General features: G+C 63.4%; 14 protein-coding genes. 9 read left to right on the top strand and 5 right to left on the bottom strand.

Annotated elements, in window-relative coordinates; all coding sequences use genetic code 11:
* Nucleotides 1-7: 7 nt before the first annotated feature.
* The 4 genes from REH34_RS27500 to REH34_RS27485 all read left to right on the top strand — a co-directional run bounded on the left by REH34_RS27500 (nt 8) and on the right by REH34_RS27485 (nt 5,506).
* Nucleotides 8-1,363, top strand: a complete 1,356-nt coding sequence (locus tag REH34_RS27500; RefSeq protein ID WP_226502244.1) for a carbohydrate porin — start codon at nt 8-10, stop codon at nt 1,361-1,363.
* A 216-nt stretch (nt 1,364-1,579) separates the two neighbouring features.
* Entirely contained in the window at nt 1,580-2,296 is a 717-nt protein-coding gene (locus REH34_RS27495) for a gluconate 2-dehydrogenase subunit 3 family protein (protein WP_226502243.1), read from the top strand.
* A 118-nt stretch (nt 2,297-2,414) separates the two neighbouring features.
* Complete coding sequence (locus tag REH34_RS27490; protein ID WP_226502242.1) at nt 2,415-4,190, top strand: GMC family oxidoreductase; 1,776 nt, start codon at nt 2,415-2,417, stop codon at nt 4,188-4,190.
* An 11-nt stretch (nt 4,191-4,201) separates the two neighbouring features.
* Entirely contained in the window at nt 4,202-5,506 is a 1,305-nt protein-coding gene (locus tag REH34_RS27485) for a cytochrome c (protein ID WP_311969928.1), read from the top strand.
* Between the two features lie 47 nt (nt 5,507-5,553).
* Here REH34_RS27485 and REH34_RS27480 read toward each other — a convergent pair whose 3' ends face one another.
* Together REH34_RS27480 and REH34_RS27475 are read right to left on the bottom strand one after the other, a co-directional pair.
* Nucleotides 5,554-5,976 carry a VOC family protein gene (locus REH34_RS27480; RefSeq protein WP_311969927.1) on the bottom strand — a complete coding sequence of 141 codons (423 nt, stop codon included), beginning with the start codon at nt 5,974-5,976 and terminating at the stop codon, nt 5,554-5,556.
* Between the two features lie 28 nt (nt 5,977-6,004).
* Entirely contained in the window at nt 6,005-6,787 is a 783-nt protein-coding gene (locus REH34_RS27475) for a helix-turn-helix transcriptional regulator (protein ID WP_311969926.1), read from the bottom strand.
* 106 nt (nt 6,788-6,893) lie between these two features.
* Between REH34_RS27475 and REH34_RS27470 the strand changes: the two genes are divergently transcribed.
* On the top strand, nt 6,894-7,865 hold the full coding sequence (locus REH34_RS27470; protein ID WP_311969925.1) for a threonine dehydratase: 972 nt from the start codon (nt 6,894-6,896) through the stop codon (nt 7,863-7,865).
* 160 nt (nt 7,866-8,025) lie between these two features.
* On the opposite strand, the gene REH34_RS27465 is transcribed toward REH34_RS27470, so the two are convergent.
* Both REH34_RS27465 and REH34_RS27460 read right to left on the bottom strand, forming a co-directional pair.
* Nucleotides 8,026-8,979, bottom strand: coding sequence for an NAD(P)-dependent oxidoreductase (locus tag REH34_RS27465; protein WP_311969924.1), 954 nt, complete (start codon nt 8,977-8,979; stop codon nt 8,026-8,028).
* 28 nt (nt 8,980-9,007) lie between these two features.
* Nucleotides 9,008-10,333, bottom strand: a complete 1,326-nt coding sequence (locus tag REH34_RS27460) for an LLM class flavin-dependent oxidoreductase (protein ID WP_311969923.1) — start codon at nt 10,331-10,333, stop codon at nt 9,008-9,010.
* A gap of 234 nt (nt 10,334-10,567) precedes the next feature.
* Here REH34_RS27460 and REH34_RS27455 point away from each other — a divergent pair, with 234 nt between their 5' ends.
* From REH34_RS27455 to REH34_RS27440, 4 genes are read left to right on the top strand one after another with little or no spacing between them, the layout of a single operon-like run.
* A complete protein-coding gene (locus REH34_RS27455; RefSeq protein WP_226502235.1) occupies nt 10,568-11,485 on the top strand; it encodes an ABC transporter permease in 918 nt (305 codons plus the stop codon).
* Nucleotides 11,482-12,360: an ABC transporter permease gene (locus tag REH34_RS27450; protein WP_311969922.1), complete on the top strand. Its 879-nt coding sequence runs from the start codon at nt 11,482-11,484 to the stop codon at nt 12,358-12,360. Before REH34_RS27455 ends, REH34_RS27450 begins: the two co-directional genes overlap by 4 nt.
* Nucleotides 12,357-14,036 carry an ABC transporter ATP-binding protein gene (locus tag REH34_RS27445; protein WP_311969921.1) on the top strand — a complete coding sequence of 560 codons (1,680 nt, stop codon included), beginning with the start codon at nt 12,357-12,359 and terminating at the stop codon, nt 14,034-14,036. The genes REH34_RS27450 and REH34_RS27445 overlap by 4 nt, the downstream gene beginning before the upstream one ends.
* A gap of 7 nt (nt 14,037-14,043) precedes the next feature.
* Nucleotides 14,044-15,702: an ABC transporter substrate-binding protein gene (locus REH34_RS27440; protein WP_311969920.1), complete on the top strand. Its 1,659-nt coding sequence runs from the start codon at nt 14,044-14,046 to the stop codon at nt 15,700-15,702.
* Nucleotides 15,703-15,900: 198 nt separating this feature from the next.
* On the opposite strand, the gene REH34_RS27435 is transcribed toward REH34_RS27440, so the two are convergent.
* Nucleotides 15,901-18,285 carry a TonB-dependent receptor gene (locus tag REH34_RS27435; RefSeq protein ID WP_311969919.1) on the bottom strand — a complete coding sequence of 795 codons (2,385 nt, stop codon included), beginning with the start codon at nt 18,283-18,285 and terminating at the stop codon, nt 15,901-15,903.
* Nucleotides 18,286-18,298: the final 13 nt, after the last annotated feature.

Raw genomic sequence — 18,298 nt, 5'->3', positions numbered from 1 at the left:
AATCACTATGCCTCGTCAATTGCTGCCCCTGGTGCACCCACGTTCTGCCATGGCGTTGTTTTTGTCGTTATGCGCCGCTTCCAGTTTCTGCGTCAGTGCCCAGGCGGCTGATGCCTTTGCCGTCGACTCGCCGTGGATGACCGGCGACTGGGGCGGTCTGCGCACCGACCTGCTGAACAAGGGCGTCGACATCAAGCTGGGCTACACCGGCGAGTCGGCCTCCAACGTGCACGGTGGCTATAGCCACGACCGCGTGACCCGCTACGCCGACCAATTCAACATCGGTGCCGACCTCGACCTCAACAAGCTGCTGGGCTGGAGCAATGCCAACGCCAGCATCTCCATCACCAATCGTAACGGTCACAACATCAGCGACAAGATCAGCGATCCACGCGCCACTGGCATGGGCTCGACCCAGGAAATCCAGGGACGCGGCGCGGTCACGCGCTTGAGCGAATTGTGGGTGAGCAAGGGCACCGAAGACGACGTCGTCAACCTCAAGGTCGGTCGCTTCGCGGTCAGCGATGATTTCGCCATCGAAGACTGCCTGTTCCAGGGTCTGGCGTTCTGCGGTTCGCAGCCGGGCAACTACGTCAACAGCATCTATAACGGCCCGATCAGCCAGTGGGCCGCGCGCCTGCGCTATCGCGTGACGCCTGATGTGTACTTGCAGATCGCCGCGTTCAACATCAACCCATCCGACCTGGACAACGACAACGGCTTCAAGCTCAACGGCTCGGGCACCAAGGGCACCCTGGTGCCGGTCGAGCTGGTGTGGATGCCGAAGGTCAACAATCTGCCGGGCGAGTACCGTGTCGGCTACTACCACAGCACCGCCAACGGCACCGACGTCTACAAGGACTCGAACAACCGTCCGGCGGCGATTACCGGCGAAGACTACCGCAGCGATTCGAGCCGCCACGGTTTCTGGCTGGTGGGCAAGCAGCAGCTGACTTCGGTCGGTGGCGATACCTCGCGCGGGCTGGTGCTGACCGTCAGCACCACCTTTCAGGACAAGGCCACCACGCCGGTCGACAGCTATCAGAAAGCCAGCCTGGTCTACAAAGGCCCGTTCGATGCCCGCCCGACCGACACCCTCGGTTTCGGTATCGCCCGCGTGCACGCCAGCTCGCAGTTTCTGCGTAACGCCAAGACTGCCAACGACCAGAGCGGCCTGAGCTACGACGACGCCGGCTACGTACCCGAGCAGCACACGATGTACCAGGCCGAGCTGAACTACGGCATCCAGGCGACCAAGTGGCTGAACGTGATGCCGAACATCCAGTACATCAAGAACCCGGATGGCGTGCGTCAAGTCGATAACGCGCTGGTGCTGGGCCTGCAAGTGCAATCGCAGTTCTAAGCGATTGTCGCAAGGCTTGCCGGCCTCTTCAGGGCAAGCCTTGCACCCACAGCGGTACAACGCCAGATCGGTAGACACCTGCAGGAGCAAAGCTCGCCCGCACAACTCGATCCACGCCGGGATACATAGCAACCTAGTAATTCATAGAGCACTAAATAGCCTGCTATAGAAATATCCAGAGAAAGCACCGCACCGTGATACCTGAGGAATATCTAAATGAATAGACGAGACGCCTTGATCTCGCTCGTGCAATTGACTGCACTGGGCGTGGCCAGTACCGCAGGAGCGAGTGTCATCAGTTCCCGCACGCAGATGCCCATCGGCACCGACGCCGACGCTTTGCCCAAGCCACCGCGCAAAGGTGAACTGGTCTACCTGAGCGCTGCCGAAGCCAAGGAAGTAGCGGCCATCTTCGACCGCTTGATCCCCGAAGACGAACTTGGCATGAGCGCCAGCCAGGCAGGTTGCGTCGACTTCATCGACCGCGAGCTGGCCGGCGACTTCGGCAAGGCCGCCAGCACTTACAGCCTCGGCCCCTACAAGCCAGGCACCCCGCAGCAAGGCCCGCAGTTCAAGCAGACCCCTGCCGAACGCTATCGCGCCGGTCTCAAGGACCTGGCCGCATATTGCCAGAGCCAGCACGGCAAGCTGTTCAGCGCGCTGGACGGCGACACTCAGGACACCCTGCTGCACGCCCTGGAAGACGGCAAGCTGAGCTTCCCGAGCACGCCCGCCGCGGATTTTTTCGCCCTGCTGCTGCAAAACGTGCGCGAAGGCTACCTGGCCGACCCGATGTACGGCGGCAACAAGGACATGGTCGGCTGGAAGCTGATCGGCTTCCCCGGCGCGCGCTACGACTACCGTCCCTACGTCCACAAAAAAGGCATGGCGCTGAACATCGAGCCGATCAGCCTGCTCGACAACGCGAGCTGATGCGGCACCGCTGTTGACAGCCACACCTGGCGGCCGCCCCTACCGGCCGGACCCATTTTTCGCCACTCGGTACGTACTCGACCATCGTGCCCGGCTGCGCGCAATCAAGGATTGACCCATGGCAAACGCAAGACCCAAAGCAGACGTAGTAGTGATCGGGCTCGGCTGGTCCGGCTCCGTCATCGCTGAAGAACTGGCTCGCTCCGGCCTCAAGGTCGTGGCCATCGAACGCGGCGCCTGGCGCGACACCGCCACTGATTTCCCGCCGGCCATCGACACCGACGAACTGCGCTGGTCGACCCGCAAGGAAATCCTCCAGCCGCCCAAGCTGGAAACCTACACCTTTCGCAACAACGCTTCGCAGGAAGCCCTGCCGGTGCGCGAGTGGAGCAACCTGACCCTCGGCTACAACGTCGGCGGTGCCGGCACCCACTGGGCGGCGGCCTCGTGGCGCTTCAACCCGTTCGACTTCCAGCCCTACAGCAAGACCGTCGAGCGTTACGGCAAGCAGCAACTGGTGCCCGGCCTGCTGGTGCAGGATTGGGGCATCACCTATGACGAACTCGAGCCGTTCTACGATCGCTTCGAGCGCATCGCCGGCACCAGCGGCCAGGCGGGCGTGATCAACGGCAAGGTCATCCCCGGCGGCAACCCCTTCGAAGGCTCGCGCAGCCGCGACTTCCCGACGCCGCCGCTGGTACCAAGCCGCTGGAACGACATCTTCACGCAAAAGACCACCGAGATGGGCTACCACCCCTTCCCCGTCCCGGCCGGGACCATTTCGCGCGCCTACGTCAACGCCCTGGGCGTGCACATGGGCCCCTGCACCTATTGCGGCTACTGCCAGATGTTCGGTTGCGGCAACTGGTCGAAAAGCAGCCCCAACGCCTGCGTCGTGCCGGCCCTGATGCGCCAGCCGACCTTCGAAGTGATGACCGAGACCGAAGTGCTGCACATCAACAAGGCCGCCGACGGCAAGACCGCCACCGGCGTCAGCTTCGTCGGCAAGGACGGCATCGTCGGCGAGCAGCCAGCGGACATCGTCATCGTCGCCGCCTACCAGCTCGACAACGTGCGCCTGATGCTGCTGTCCGGCATCGGTGAGCCGTACGATCCGCGCAGCAAGACCGGCGTGATCGGCCGCAACTACAGTTTCCAGACCCTCTCCTACGCCTACCTGTGGTTCGAGAAGGAGCACCTTAACCCGTTCATCAACACCGGTTGCCTGGCGATCCAGATCGACGACTTCAACGCCGACAACTTCGACCACAGCGGCCTGGGCTTCATCGGCGGCGCCGGCATCCAGTCGCTGTCCAACAACGGCCTGCCGATCGGCATGGCCGGCGTACTGCCCAAAGGCGCGCCGACCTGGGGCAAGGGCTGGAAAAAATCCTTCCAGCACAGCTATCAGAACTGGGCGATGGTCCAGGGCCAGGGCACCAGCTATTCCCACGAAGATGCCTGGTTCGACCTCGACCCGACCTACAAGGACAACTTCGGTCGCCCGCTGATGCGCATGACCTTCGACTACAACCTCAACGACAAGCGCTCCGGCGAATTCGTGCGCAAGCAGTGCCTGAACATCGCCAACGCGGTGGGCGGTACCCATGTGGAGTCGTACAACTTCGCCGATGACCACTACACGCCGTTCCGCTCCAACGACTCGTCGCACACCATCGGTGGCGTGGTCATGGGCACCGATCCGAAGACCAGCGCCCTGAACCGCTACCAGCAGAGCTGGGACGTGCACAACGTGTTTGTCCTCGGCGCCTCGTCGTTTCCTAACAACGGCGGCTTCAACCCGACGATCACCATCGGCGCCCTGGCGCTGTGGACCGCCAAAGCGATCAAGGAGCAATACCTGAAAAACCCCGGCCCCCTGGTACAGGCATAAGGATCAGCGAGATGAAACGACAAATATTCGCAGGGTTGGCAGTGGTGGTGCTCGCGGGCGTCGGGGTGGCCTTGTACGCCAACGGCAACAGCAGCGCCGACGATGTCGCCGATAACCAGCGCATCGCCGCCGACAGCGCGGCGCCCGATGCCGCGGCGGTCAAGCGCGGCGTTTACGTGGCGGTCCAGGGCGACTGCGCGGCGTGCCACAGCGTGCCTGGCGGCCAGGCATTCGCTGGCGGTTATGGCTTGCAGACGCCGTTCGGGGTGATCAACTCGACCAACATCACCCCCGACACCAAGACCGGTATCGGCAGCTGGACCGAGCGGGACTTCTTCCGCGCCGTGCGCCATGGCAAACGCAAGGACGGGCAACTGCTGTACCCGGCCATGCCCTACAACGCCTACGTGAAGATGAGCGACGACGACCTGCATGACCTGTGGGCCTACATCCGCTCGGTCAAGCCAGTGGAAAAAACCGCCGAGCCCAACACCTTGGGCTTCCCCTACAACATCCGCCTGGCCATGCTGGGGTGGAACCTGCTGTTCTTCAAGAACGCCCAGTACGTGCCCGACGCCGGGCAATCGGCCGAGTGGAACCGCGGCCGCTACCTGGTCGACGGCGCCGGCCATTGCGCCGCCTGCCACACTGGCAAAAATGCCTTGGGCGGTGACACCTCGGCCTACCTGCAAGGTGCAGAGCTGCTGGGCGGCTATGCCCCGGAAATCACCGGCAACCCGCATCAGGGCCTGGGTAACTGGAGCAGCGCGCAGGTCCAGCAATACCTGAAAACCGGCAGCAATCACCAAGCAGTGGCAGCCGGTGCCATGGGCGAAGCGGTGGAGAATTCCACCCAGTACCTCAACGATGCCGACCTCGCGGCCATCGCCGGCTACCTCAAGTCGCTGCCGGGCTCGGGCGCCAAGGCACCGACCGCCGTGGCCGCCAGCGACCCGCTGATGAAGCGTGGCGCGCTGATCTACGAGGCCAACTGCATGGCCTGCCACAACGTGCAGGGTGAAGGCATCGATGGCATGGTCACCGGGTTCGCCAACAACTCGGGGATCCGTTCTCCAAGTGCGTCGAACATGATCAGCACGGTGCTCAAGGGCGGTCGTGCGGTAGCGACCGAGAGCAACATCACGGCAGCCGGCATGCCGTCGTTCGACTGGAAGTTGAACGATGGAGATATAGCGGCGGTGTTGACCTATGTACGTAACAGCTGGGGCAATGCGGCGCCGGCGGTGGATGCACAGGCGGTGGGCAAGGCGCGGGCTGCGTTGAAAGTCGCCGAGCCGATGTCGGTTTCGCGGTAAACCAACAGGCTTTTCGCCGCGCGTTCGGCGGCGAAAAGCCCCCCCCGCTACAAGGCGCGCTCACCCAGATCCTGCGCTAACCGCACCAGGTAACCATCCGGATCCTGGACCAGAAACTGTCGCTGCCCGACCTCCCTCTCCCCCGCCCGGTACCACTTCTCTTCACAGGCCATGAACAGCGGCCAACGCACCTTGCCAAGACGTTCAAGAATGGCATCGACATCGGGCACTTCGATCTGAAAGTTGACGCCACGACCGAAGGGTGCGAGCAAGTCATCCGTCAGCCATTGCCGCGCGGCTGGCCGGCGCTCCTCGAGCATGATCTGTACACCCAGCAGGTCCAGATAGGCGAACCCCTCTTCGGGGCGGTCATAGGCGATCGTGAACCCCAGCAGCTCGGTCCAGAAATACAGGCTCCTGGACAAGTCAGTGATGATGAGCTCCGGCACCAGTTTGTTTCTGATGAGCATGTTTTATCGTTCCTTGATGAGTAAAATCTCAGCGCAACCGACTGGGACTCACCCCCAGCCGCTGCTTGAACACCGTCGCCATATGCGCCTGCGAAGCGAACCCGCACGCCAGCGCTATATCCGCCAGGCCCCTTCTCGGATCCTGCAACAACACTCGGGCGCGGGCCATCCGGCGGTCGATCACATAGCTGTGCGGGCTCTTGCCCACGGCGGCTTTGAAGGCACGCATGAAAAACCCTTCGGACAACCCCAGCAGCCCGGACATGGCCTGCACGGTCAGCGAGCCCTGCAGTTGAGCATCGATGAATTCGTCAAGCCGTTGCAAGCGCTGGCGCGTCATCGATCCGCGCGGCGCCATTGGCTGCCGCACGCCCCCTGCCCGCTCCGACAGTGCCAACGCCCAGGCCTCCCAGTCATCCTCCGGCGAGCCGCGCAGCAACGCCGCGCGCATGCGTTGTGCCAAGGCAATCGCTGGTTGATCGATCACATCGTTGAACGCCTGCTCACCCAGCAATAGCGCGCCATCGGTGCGGATCACTCGCAGGTATTCGCCACCCTGTTGCGAGGCGGAAAACACCTCGCACCCCGCGGGCACCAAGGCCAGGCCATTGGGTATCGCGTGGAAAGGTCGCACCCGGTCGCTGGCGATGGCATGCACGCCGCGCTGGCTGTCGAAGGCAAAGCCGATGGCTGCCTGGGGCGCCACGTAGCGGGCTTCGTAGGGCGAGCCTGGCAGCAATTCGATTGCCCACGGCCCCGCTTCAGCGCGGTGCACTGGTGGGTAAACGGGCAATGAAGGGATAGCGGTCATGCTCGGCATCTTACTCGCGGTCGGCGCAAAAGATCAGGTCAGTTTTTTGAAAGCCCCACTGGGGGTCGCCGCCCTAGAGTAGACGAAACCGCACAGAGAACTCCCCATGCACGGACTGACCCGCAACGATATCGAAGACGCCGCCCGCCAGGTCTACCAGGTGATGCCCGCCACCGCGCAATACGCCTGGCCCTTGCTGGCCGAGCGTCTGGGTTGCATGGTCTGGGTCAAGCACGAGAACCACACGCCGACTGGGGCCTTCAAGGTACGCGGCGGCATTACCTTCATGCATTGGCTCAAGTGCACGCATCCGCGAGTGCGCGGCGTGGTCAGTGCTACCCGCGGCAACCACGGCCAGAGCCTGGCGCTGGCGGCAAGAGCCCTGGGCCTGCGGGCACTGATCGTGGTGCCTCGGGGCAACTCGGTGGAAAAGAACAATGCCATGCGCGGCTTCGGTGCCGAGCTGGTGGAATGTGGTCGGGACTTCGATGAAGCGCGCGAAGAGGCCGCGCGCCTGGCTGTGGCACAGGACCTGTATCTGGTACCGCCCTACCACCGTGAACTGGTGCGAGGCGTGGCTACCTATGGGCTGGAGCTGTTCAACGCGGTCCCTGACCTGGATACCGTTTACGTGCCTATCGGTTGTGGTTCGGGGGTGTGTGCGGTGATCGCGGCGCGTGATGCGTTGGGGCTGAAGACCGAGGTGGTGGGGGTGGTGTCCAGCGAAGCGGCGGCGGCCAAGCTGTCATTCGAGTCAGGCCAGTTGCAAGAAACCGCTACCGCCAAAACCTTCGCCGACGGCATGGCCGTGCGCAAGCCGATCCCCGAAGCGCTGGCGATCTACAGCGCGGGTGCCGCACGCCTCCTGGCGGTCAGCGACGAAGAGGTCGCGCACGCGATGCTGGTGTATTACACCGATACCCATAACCTGGCGGAAGGTGCAGGCGCAGCCGCGCTGGCGGCACTGATGCAAGAGCGCAACAGCCAACAGGGGAAAACCGTCGCCGTGATATTGTCGGGCGCGAATCTTGATCGGTCGGTGTATGCCCGGATCCTGGCTGATCCACGCCACCACTGAGCACCGCTCCCAGAATCAGCCCTGCCCTGATACCCGTGGTAGCAGGCGTGCGCGGTCGGCGGCGAAGGCATCAGCGGCGCCGCGTCTCTTCAGAATCAATCGTGGTGGAGCTGCCATTCGCCGCCGAACGCGCAAGCCCGCTACCCCAATATTGTTCACATCAGGCAGCACTCGAATCTTTCGCCACCGCCAGCTCATCGATCAAAGTCTGCCCACCCTGATACCTCGCCAGATTGGCGACGAACTTTTCCAACAGACTCTTGCGCGTCAGCCAGCTCAGCGCACTGGTGTGCGAAGACAACTGAATATGCGCGTGGTTATAAAACGGATGCCCCTCCGGCAGCGGCTCCGGTGCGGTGGTGTCCAATGTGGCGAAGCCGGCTTGCCCGCTTGCCAAGGCCGCCAGCAGGGCATCGTCGTCTACCAGTTCACCACGGGCGACGTTGATCAGGTGCAGCCCCGGCTTGGCATGGGCCCAAGCCTTAGCGTCGATGATCTTGTAGGTCGATGACGTCGCCGGCGCCACCAGCACCACATGATCACTGACCGCCATCAACTCGGCGATCGAGCCCACCAGGCGTACCCCGGCCACCGGCGAGGGGTTTTTCGATTGCCTTACCGCAACCACTTGCGCCCCCAGAGCCAGCGCCTTTTGCGCCAGCGCCTCGCCAATCGCGCCGAGACCGACCAGGCCCACGGTAGAGCCATACACCGTGGCCGTGCGCCGCGACTGCCATTGCAAGGGGCTGTTGACCCACAGGTTGGGCAAGTCCTTGCTGACCGAGAGGATCGCCGCCAGGCAGTAGTCGGCGATCGAATGCGCGGCTACACCTCTCGCGGTGCTGACCCGCGCGCTCTGCAAAAACCACGGTGGAAAGATATCGGTGCCCGACGACACCAGCTGGATCCACTTGATGTGCTGCGGCCAGTTGGCCGGGCGCTCCAGTGTATGGCGGTGCGGACCTTTGCCGATCGGCGAAGCCAGCAGGATTTCAGTGTTGTCGGGGATGTCCACCGAGCCCCAGGGCAGGCGCTGAATCTTGCGGCCCAGGCGCTGTTCGAGGGCATCGTTGAAATCGTCTTCGAGGTGACTGGTGATTACCGGTCCTGTCATTGCACTGCTGCTCCATCAAGTGAACTGATCAATCCGTCAGCTGCGCCAGCCCCAGATGCTCGCGCAAGGTCGAGCCCTCATAGGCGGTACGGAACAGGCCCTTGCGCTGCAGATGAGGGATCACGCTCTCGACGAACTCGCTGAACGAGCCCGGCAGAAACGCCGGCGAAATCACGAAACCATCGCAACCGCCGCTGACAAACAACTCGGCCAACTGGTCGGCCACCTGCGCGCCGGTTCCCACCAACTGCGGCACCCGCACACTGCTGGCGAAGGATCGGCCCAAGGCTTCGAGCGTCAGGTCCGGGCCCTGGGACAGGAGCTTTTCCGCCGCGGCGGCATGCACCAGCGGCGAACGGGCGACCTCGCCGACGGTAGCGCTCAAAGCGAAAGAAGACAGGTCGACGTTCAATTGCGAGGCCAGGGTGACGAGGCCCAACTCCGGTCGTGCCAAGGCATTGTGCTTGTCGCGCTTGGCCCGTGCTTCGGCCTCGCTGCCGCCGATAAAGGGCATCACCGCAGTCAGTACTTTCAGGCTGTCGGCACTACGGCCTTGCTGCACCACCTGGCTGCGCACGTCCTCGCGAAACGCCTGCATGGCCTTGAGGTGCGGATGAATGGTGAAGATCGCCTCCGCCCAGCGCGCCCCGAAGCGCCGCCCCCGCCCCGAAGAACCGGCCTGAATCAACACCGGCCGACCCTGCGGGGTGCGGGGGATATTCAGCGGGCCTTCGACGCGAAACCACTCGCCCTGATGCTTGACCGGGTGAATCTTCGAAGGGTCGGCAAGAATGCCGCGCTCGCGATCCAGCAGCAGCGCATCACGCTCCCAAGTGCGCCACAGCTTCAAGGCGACTTCGACGAATTCGTCCGCACGGTCGTAGCGCAGGTCGTGCTCCAGGTGCTTGTCCTTGCCGAACAGACGCCCTTCGCTGTCGTTCATGGAGGTGACGATATTCCACGCCGCGCGGCCTTTGGACAGGTGATCGAGGGTGGCGAACTCGCGGGCGATGTGCGCGGGCTCGTAATAGGTAGTCGAGCGCGTCGCTCCCAGGCCCAGCTTGCGCGTCTGGCCGACCAGGTAGGAGAGGATCGGCAGCGGGTCGAGTCGGGTGGCGTCCTGGGCGCCGTAGCGCAGGGCGGTTTCCCGCGAGCCGCCCATCTGGTCCCCCACCGCCAGGCGATCGGCGAAGAACAGGAAATCGAACAGCCCTTCCTCCACGACCCTCGCAGTGCGCGCGTAGTACTCGGGGTCGAGGTAGTTGCCGACGGTCTGCGGATGGCGCCAGACGGCATGGCTATGGATCACCGGACCCGAGAGCAGGAAGGCGGACAGGTGAATCTGGCGGCTCATGGGCGGCTCCAGCGACAGGCTTGTAAAGTGCCGGTCAGTATAAAAACCCAGGAGAAATACAGAAGAACCGTATAAGCCTAAGCTTATTCCATCAGCATAAAGAATCTTATAACCCTATCTACATGCATTTTTTTCATTATATTTTTATGCTTAAACAGCCTTGGACGCCTGCCGAGTATCGCCTATAGGATCGCCTTCACTCACGCCCTGAGGTGACGACTGAAAGGAAGATCTATGTGGCAAAGCGTAATCACGCGGCTGTTCAGCAGCGTTCTGGTGTTGTGGCTCAGCGTAACGGCGGCCTTCACCGCCCTGCACTCCCTGCCAGGCAACATCGCCGATATCCTCGCCGGCGATAACGAATACCCCGGCTTGCGCGAAGCCATCGCCGCCGAATGGGGGCTGGACAAATCCCTCCCCGCACAATACCTCGATTTCCTTGGCCGCCTGGTGCATGGCGACCTTGGCACCTCCTATGTGATGCGCCAATCGGTGGGGGCCATTCTCGGATCGCAACTGTGGCCTACGGTGCAGCTGGCGCTGACGGCAGGGGCATTGGCGGCGATTTTGGCCATTACCGTCGCGCTGCTCACCGCCGGGCGTAGCGCCCTGGGCCGCAAGATCGCCTCGTCGCTGGAATTGGTGATGACCTCCATGCCGGTGTTCTGGATCGGCATCCTGCTGTTGATGCTGTTCTCCTTCCACTGGCGCTGGTTCCCGGTGTCGGGGGCCAATGGCTGGCAGTCGCTGGTCTTGCCCGCCGTGACCCTGGCGCTGCCCACCGCCGGGATCCTTGCACAAGTATTGCGCGAGGCCATGGAGAAAGCCCTCGAGCAGCCCTTCGTGACCACCCTGCGCGCTCGCGGCCTGAGTGAAACCCGACTGCGCTTCAGCCACGTGCTGCGCCATGCCTTGCTACCGATCGTGACTCTGGGCGGTTGGCTGGTGGGAGGCCTGCTCGGCGGCGCGGTGATCACCGAAAAAGTCTTCGGCCGACCCGGTCTCGGCACCGTCACCCTCAACGCCATCACCAGCCAGGACGTGCCGGTGGTGTTGGCCGTGGTGCTGGTGGCGGCCTTTATCTACGTAGCGATCTCGACGCTGCTGGATGTTCTGTATCTGCTCATCGATCCGAGGCTCAGAAGCCAATGACCCAGACTGTCTCCACCTTCGCGCCGGATGACACCGGCGCTACTGCAGCAGCCCCGTCGACGCGCCGCAAACTGCCTCTGGGCGTGGTGCTGAGCGCGGCGTTCTTGCTGGCGCTGGCCATCGCCCTGGTCGTGCCGTTCTGGCTGACCGGCTACGATCCACTGTCGGGCGACGTCACCGTCGGCCTGCAGGCGCCGAACCTGGTGCACTGGTTCGGCACCGATCGGCTCGGCCGCGACGTGTTCGCCCGCGTAGTCTACGGCACGCGCTATTCGCTGCTGATCGGCATCGCCGGCATGCTCCTGAGCCTGGTAGTCGGCACCCTGTTGGGTTTGCTCGCCGGCATGAAAAACCGCTGGCTCGACGAAGTCGCCTCACGCCTGTTCGACATGCTCTCGGCCTTCCCTAACGTGTTGCTGGCCTTGCTGGTGATCGCCCTGATCGGCCCTGGTTTGATGAACGTCGCAGTGGCTATCGGTATCGCCGGGATTCCCAAGTTCGGGCGCTTGATCCGCAGCCAGACGCAACTGGTGCGCAACGCCGATTACGTGCGCCATGCGGTGCTGTACGGGCAGTCGCGAGGGAAGGTGTTCCTGCGCCACTTGCTGCCCAACGTGCTGGTGGCCATTCCAATCGTGGCGACCATCGATATCGGCAGCTCGATCATCGCCGTCTCCGGCCTCAGCTTCCTGGGTCTTGGCCCACAACCACCGACACCGGAATGGGGCGTGATGCTCGCCGAAGGCCGTGACGTGCTGCGCGTGGCCTGGTGGCCGAGTGTGTTCCCCGGCGTGGCCATCACCCTCACGGTGATCTCTTTTACCGTGGTCGGCAGCTACCTGCAGCGCCGCTTCGAAGGGAGGCTCGCGCCATGACCCAAGCCTTGGTAGACATCGACAACCTGAGCATCAGCTTCCCGGCCCTGCACGGCGATACGCCGCTGGTGCGCGGTTTGAGCCTGAGTATCCAGCCCGGCGAATGCGTGGCCCTGGTGGGCGAATCCGGCTCGGGCAAGAGCCTGACCGCGCGCAGCCTGTTGGGTCTGGCCGGTGATGGCGCCGTGGTCAAGGCCAGGACCTTGCAAATCGCCGGTCGCGATGCCCTGACTTTCACCGAGCAGGATTGGCGCCAGATCCGCGGCCGCTGGGCCGGGCTGGTGATGCAAGATGCGCTGGTGTCGCTGGATCCTTTGCGCACCATCGGCCAGGAGGCGGGCGAAGTCCTCACCGTGCACGACTTGCTCAAGAGCAGTCGCGAGGTGGAACAGCGGGTGGTCGAGGTGTTCGCGCAGGTCGGCATCCCCGAAGCCAGGGAGCGCGCCGGTCAATATGCCCATCAACTGTCCGGCGGCCTGCGCCAACGGGCATTGATCGGCGCCGCCATCGCCGGCGAGCCAAGCCTGATCATCGCCGACGAACCGACGACCGCCCTCGATGTGACCGTGCAACAACAAGTGATCGCGGTCTTGGCCGACCGCGTGGCCCGTGGTGCCGGGCTGCTGATCATCAGCCACGACCTGGCATTGGTGGCGCAGATCGCCGACCGCGTTTACGTGATGCACAACGGCGTGGTGGTCGACTCCGGGCCGGTGGCGCAAGTGCTCACCCGCCCGCGCCACGACTACACCCGCCAACTGTTGGCGGCGACACCGAGCGAACAGTCCCGTGGCACCCGCCTGAGTTCGGCGCGGGTGCTGCCGGCCGTCGACGAGACTCAACCGTTGCGCATCGAGCGCAGCGCCTTGCCGAGTCGGCATATCGATCGACAACAGGTGGTGCTGCACGTCGACAACATCAGCAAGCACTATCGGCGCGGCGGTTTCGGCCGCCGCAAGGAGAGTTTCACCGCCTTGCACAGCGCCTCGTTCAGCGTGCACAAGGGCGAAGTGCTGGGCATCGTCGGTGAGTCGGGCTCCGGCAAGACCACCTGCGCCAACATCGTCCTCGGCCTGCTCGAACCCGACAGCGGCAGCGTGCAGCTGCTCGGCCAGCCATGGAGCCAGGTGCCCGAGGCGCAACGCCGGCCATGGCGGCGGCAGATGCAGTACATCCCGCAAGACCCGCTGAGCTCGTTCGATCCGCGCTACAGCGTGCTGCAGATCATCGCTGAAAACCTCCACGCCCAGGATCGCCAACGCGAGCGAGTCACCGCCCTGCTCACCCAGGTCGGCCTCAACGCCGCCTATCTCGATCGCCATCCCCGCTCGCTGTCCGGTGGTCAGCGCCAACGCATCGCCATCGCCCGTGCACTGGCGGCAGAACCCGCGCTGATCATCTGCGATGAACCGGTGTCGGCGCTGGACGTGTACGTTCAAGCGCAGGTACTGGACCTGATCAGCGAGTTACAAGCCGAGCGCGGCATCGCCCTGCTGTTCATTTCTCACGACCTGGAAGTGATCCGCCACGTCAGCGATCGCGTGCTGGTGTTCCATCAGGGCGAGGTGGTCGAGCACGGCACGGTCCAGCAAGTCTTCGACGCCCCGCAACATCCCTATACCCAACGTCTGTTGTCGGCACAGCCGACCGTGGCCGCTTCACCTGCTTGCGCTTAAGGACATCATGAGAGCACCCCTTCCCCTGCTTTGCCTGGCCGTTGCCATCAGCCCATTACTGGCCAGTTGCGACAACCCTTCAGAACCCGCCAAGAGCGTCGCCAAAACCGAGAACAGCGTGGTCAAGCCCCGCGACGGCGGCGACATCACGTTTGGCGTGACCACCGAACCGGTGTGCTTCGACCCGCACAACTCGTCGCAGCAGAATGCCTTCCTGGTGATCCGCAACTACATCGACTCGTTGGTCGGCAAGCAGGCCGACGGCACGTTCGCGCCCTGGCTGGCGAAGAGCTGGCGCATCTCCGACGATGGCCTGAGCTACAGCTTCACGCTGCGTGACGACGTGACCTTCAGCGACGGCACGCCATTCGATGGTGAGGCGGTCAAGGCCAACCTCGACTGGACCAGGGATCCGGCCCACACCGCCAACGCCGCCGCCTTTCTGGAGTATTACGATCACACCGAGGTGGTCTCGCCCCATGAGGTCAAGATCGTGCTGAGCAAGGCTGACTCGGCGTTCCTCGAGTCACTGTCGAGCGTCAAGCTGGGCTTTTTGTCGCCCAAGACCCTGGCCAAGGGCGGTGACCTCTGCCAAGGCGGTCCGAACCTGGTGGGCACTGGCCCGTTCGTGTTCGACCAGTACACGCGCGGCCAGTCGGCGCGCTTCGTCAAGAACCCCAACTATCACTGGGCGCCGGCCTATGCCGCGCATCAAGGCCCGGCCTATTTGAACTCGGTCACCTATCGCTTCCTGCCCGAATACGCGGTACGTGCGGGGGCCTTGAGCTCCGGGCAGGTGGACATGATCGAAGGCGTACAGCCCACCGATCGCGCGCTGTTCGAGAATGCCCAGGGCTTCCAGTTCCTCACCGGGCCGTCGGCAGAGACATCGTTCACGCTTAACCTCAACTACACCGCCGCGCCTACCGATGACGTGCGTGTGCGCCGGGCACTGCGCGATGGCTTCGACCTGGAAGCGATCGTCAAGAACATCTACCTGGGCACGGTGCCGCGCGCCTGGTCCAACATCGGCCCGGACAACACGGCCTACAACAAGGGTCTCAAAGGTTCCTGGGGCAACGACGTGGCAGGCGCCAACAAGCTGCTCGACGACGCTGGCTGGACCGGCCGCGACGCCGAGGGCTATCGAACCCGCGATGGCCAGCGCCTGCGCATCGAGGTGGGCTACCCGCAACCTTATGTGCGCGACAACCGGGATCTGTTGATCCAGCAGATCCAGGCGGCGGTAAAGAAGAACCTGAACCTGCAGCTGGACCTGCGCATCATCAGTTCGGGTGAATGGGTCAAGTCCATCGCCGACGGCACCTGGCATGTCTATCCCAACACCCTCAACCCATCGGATGCGGCGCTGTCGCTACGTGACGTGCTGGGTGGCAGCGGGTTTTTGTATCGCGGCATCAAGACGCCGGACCCGGAGATCGTCGGTCTGATCGACCAGGCCCGAGCGACCACCGACCTTGCCAAACGCCAGCCGATCCTGGATCAGATCCAGAAGCTGGCGGTGGACAAGGCCTACGTCATCCCGCTGTTCGCGCCCAACTATCAGCTCGCGGCGCGCAGTACGTTGCACGGGTTGAATTTCGAGGTGCAGCTGGATGCGCCGTCGAATTTGTATGACGTGTGGAGTGAGGAAAATGCCAGATGAGGGCCTGTTTGTGGGGTGAGCTTGAGGGCCTCTTCGCCGCCCAACGCGCAACCTTGCTCCCACAGGTGTACACCTCACCATTGTGGGAGCAAGGCTTGCCCGCGAAGAGGCCGGCCCTGCTTGCACAGGTACACCGCACCATTGTAGGAGCAAGGTTGCGCTTTCGGCGGCGAAGGGGCCGGCCCTGCAAGCGCAGAATCACCAGCGATACGCCACCTTGGCGTAGTAGAACGCCCCGCTATACCCATACGGCGAGTACGTGCTGTATGCCAGGTTGCCGCCACTGTTGCTGTACGCGTTGAGCTTCTCCGGGTACTTGTCGGTCACGTTGTCGCCACCCAGGGTGAACAGCCAGTTGCGGTAGCGATAATCCAGAGACAGATCGAGGATCCACGCCGCCTTGAAGGTCTGGTCGTTGACTTCACTGGCCTGATAGCTGGTGAACGAGCCGTAGCGCACCAGGTTGCTGTGCAACGTCCAGGCGTCATAGGTGAAATCGTTGCCCAGGCTCAATTTGTGCTGCGGCGTGGTATCGCCCAGCAGCCCGTCTTTCTCCCGTCGATCAACGCGCAGCAGGTTCTGCCCCAACTGATCGAGAATCCCCGGATTGGCCGCCACGTGGGTGACCTTGGTGTGGTTGTAGTTGTAGCCCACCGTGCTGTTCCAGCGCACGCCGCTGTCCAGTTGATAGCGATAGTTGGCCACCAGGTCGATGCCGTTGGTGCTGGTGTTCACCGCGTTGGTGAAGTACCGCGCCGTAGTGTAGTTGATGTTGCCGACGCCGTTGGCCTGCAGGTAATTGATCGCGTCCTGATTGAGGCTCAGGTTGGACGACAAGGTGATCCGGTCACGGATGTCGATGCGGTAGGCATCGGCGGTCAGGGTCAGGTTGTCGGTGGGTTCGAAGACCACGCCCAGGCTGTAGTTGCGCGACTTTTCGGGCTTCAGGTCTTCGGCGCCGAGCAGCTTGGCGACCTTGCTGTTGGACGCGAAGGTACCGGCCTCCTGCACGGTATTGCCGATCAGTTGCGACGAGGTGTAGGCAAAGTTCTGCTGGGCCAGCGACGGCGCGCGGAAGCCCGTCGACACGCTGCCGCGAATCGCCACTTTCGGGGTCAAGGCGAAGCGCCCGGACAGCGAGCCGCTGGTGTTGGAACCGAAGTCGCTGTAGTCCTCGTGCCGTGCCGCCGCCGAGACACTCAAGCGATCGGTCAGGTCGGTTTCCAGGTCCAGGTACTGGGCAAAGTCATGCCGACTGAAGCTCCCGGCATCGGCATCGCGAAAGCCGCCCAACCCGGAGCTGCCGGTCAGGTAATAGGACGCCGGGTCCCCTGATTCGATCTGGTAATCCTGATGCAGATACTCCGTACCAAAGGCCACGTTGACCGGATTGGGCAAAAAACCGACGTTGAATTCCCGCGACAGATCCAGGCTCAGCTGCTTTTGCGTATTGCTCAGCGTGCCGTTGTAGAACGAGCGCGGCGTGGCCAGGCCCAACGAGGTGTTGATGGTGCGGGTGTTGATTTCGTACTGGTTCTGGCCGTAGTTGGCAGACAAGTCGTAGTGCCAGTCGTCCAGCCACTCGCCCCGCACGCCGACCACCAGCGAGCGATCCTCGAGGGTGCCGCGAATCAGCGGCAGGTAGCCATTGGGGTAGAGCGCGGGCAGGTTGTTGGAGGCGTTGCTGGCGCGGTAGAACGCGGCCGTTTCACCACGGCGCTTGCTGTAGCCGCCAAAGCCGTAGAGTTGCGCGGAATCGTTGAGGTCGAACTCGCCGTTGAACCACAGCTTGCCTTCATCGGTGGCGGGCTCGCCCTGGCGGAATACACGCTGGCCATAGGTGGTGGAACCAACGCTGGCACTGCGGTAATCGTCGCCGGCGCGGTTGGTGTAATCGTTGTCGGCACCTTCGGCGGAGAAGTTCAGGAAGCCCCGGTCGCCCAGCGCGATACCGGTGTTGCCGCTCAGCTGACGCTGGATGCCGTCACCCTTTTTGTAGCTGCCGTACTTGGCGGAAATCTCGCCGCCGTGGTTGGCATCCTTGAGGATGATGTTGATCACCCCGGCAATCGCATCTGAGCCATAACGAGCCGCAGCGCCATCGCGCAGCACTTCGATATGGTCGATGGACGACAGCGGGATCGCGTTCAGATCGGCCGGTGCCGAGCCGCGCCCCACGGCGCCGCCAAGGTTGACGAACGCCCCGGTGTGGCGGCGCTTGCCATTGACCAGCACCAGCACCTGATCGGGCGACAGGCCGCGCAGCTGTGCCGGACGCGCCAGTTCGGCGCCGTCGACCAGGCTGGGCCGGGGGAAGTTGATCGAGGGAATCAACCGCGCCAGCACCGTGCCAAGTTCATCGGAACCACTGCTGCGCAGGGTGTCGCCGCTGATCACATCGATAGGCGACAGCGAGTCGCTGGCAGTGCGCTTCAGCACCCGGGTGCCGGTGACGATGACCGTGCTCAGGGGCTTGGCTTCGGTATCGTTGCCCACCTCGGCGTCGGCCGCCCAGGTGCTGTTGCACAGCAGGCTGGCGGACATGATGGCGAGGGACAGAGGGGTCTTGCGGAAGGGTCGCATGAACCGATTTCCT

This window comes from Pseudomonas baltica, from assembly GCF_031880315.1.
Taxonomy (GTDB): Bacteria; Pseudomonadota; Gammaproteobacteria; order Pseudomonadales; family Pseudomonadaceae; genus Aquipseudomonas.
Note: the sequence above shows the minus strand (reverse complement) of the source record. Positions and strands in the feature narration are given on the sequence as shown.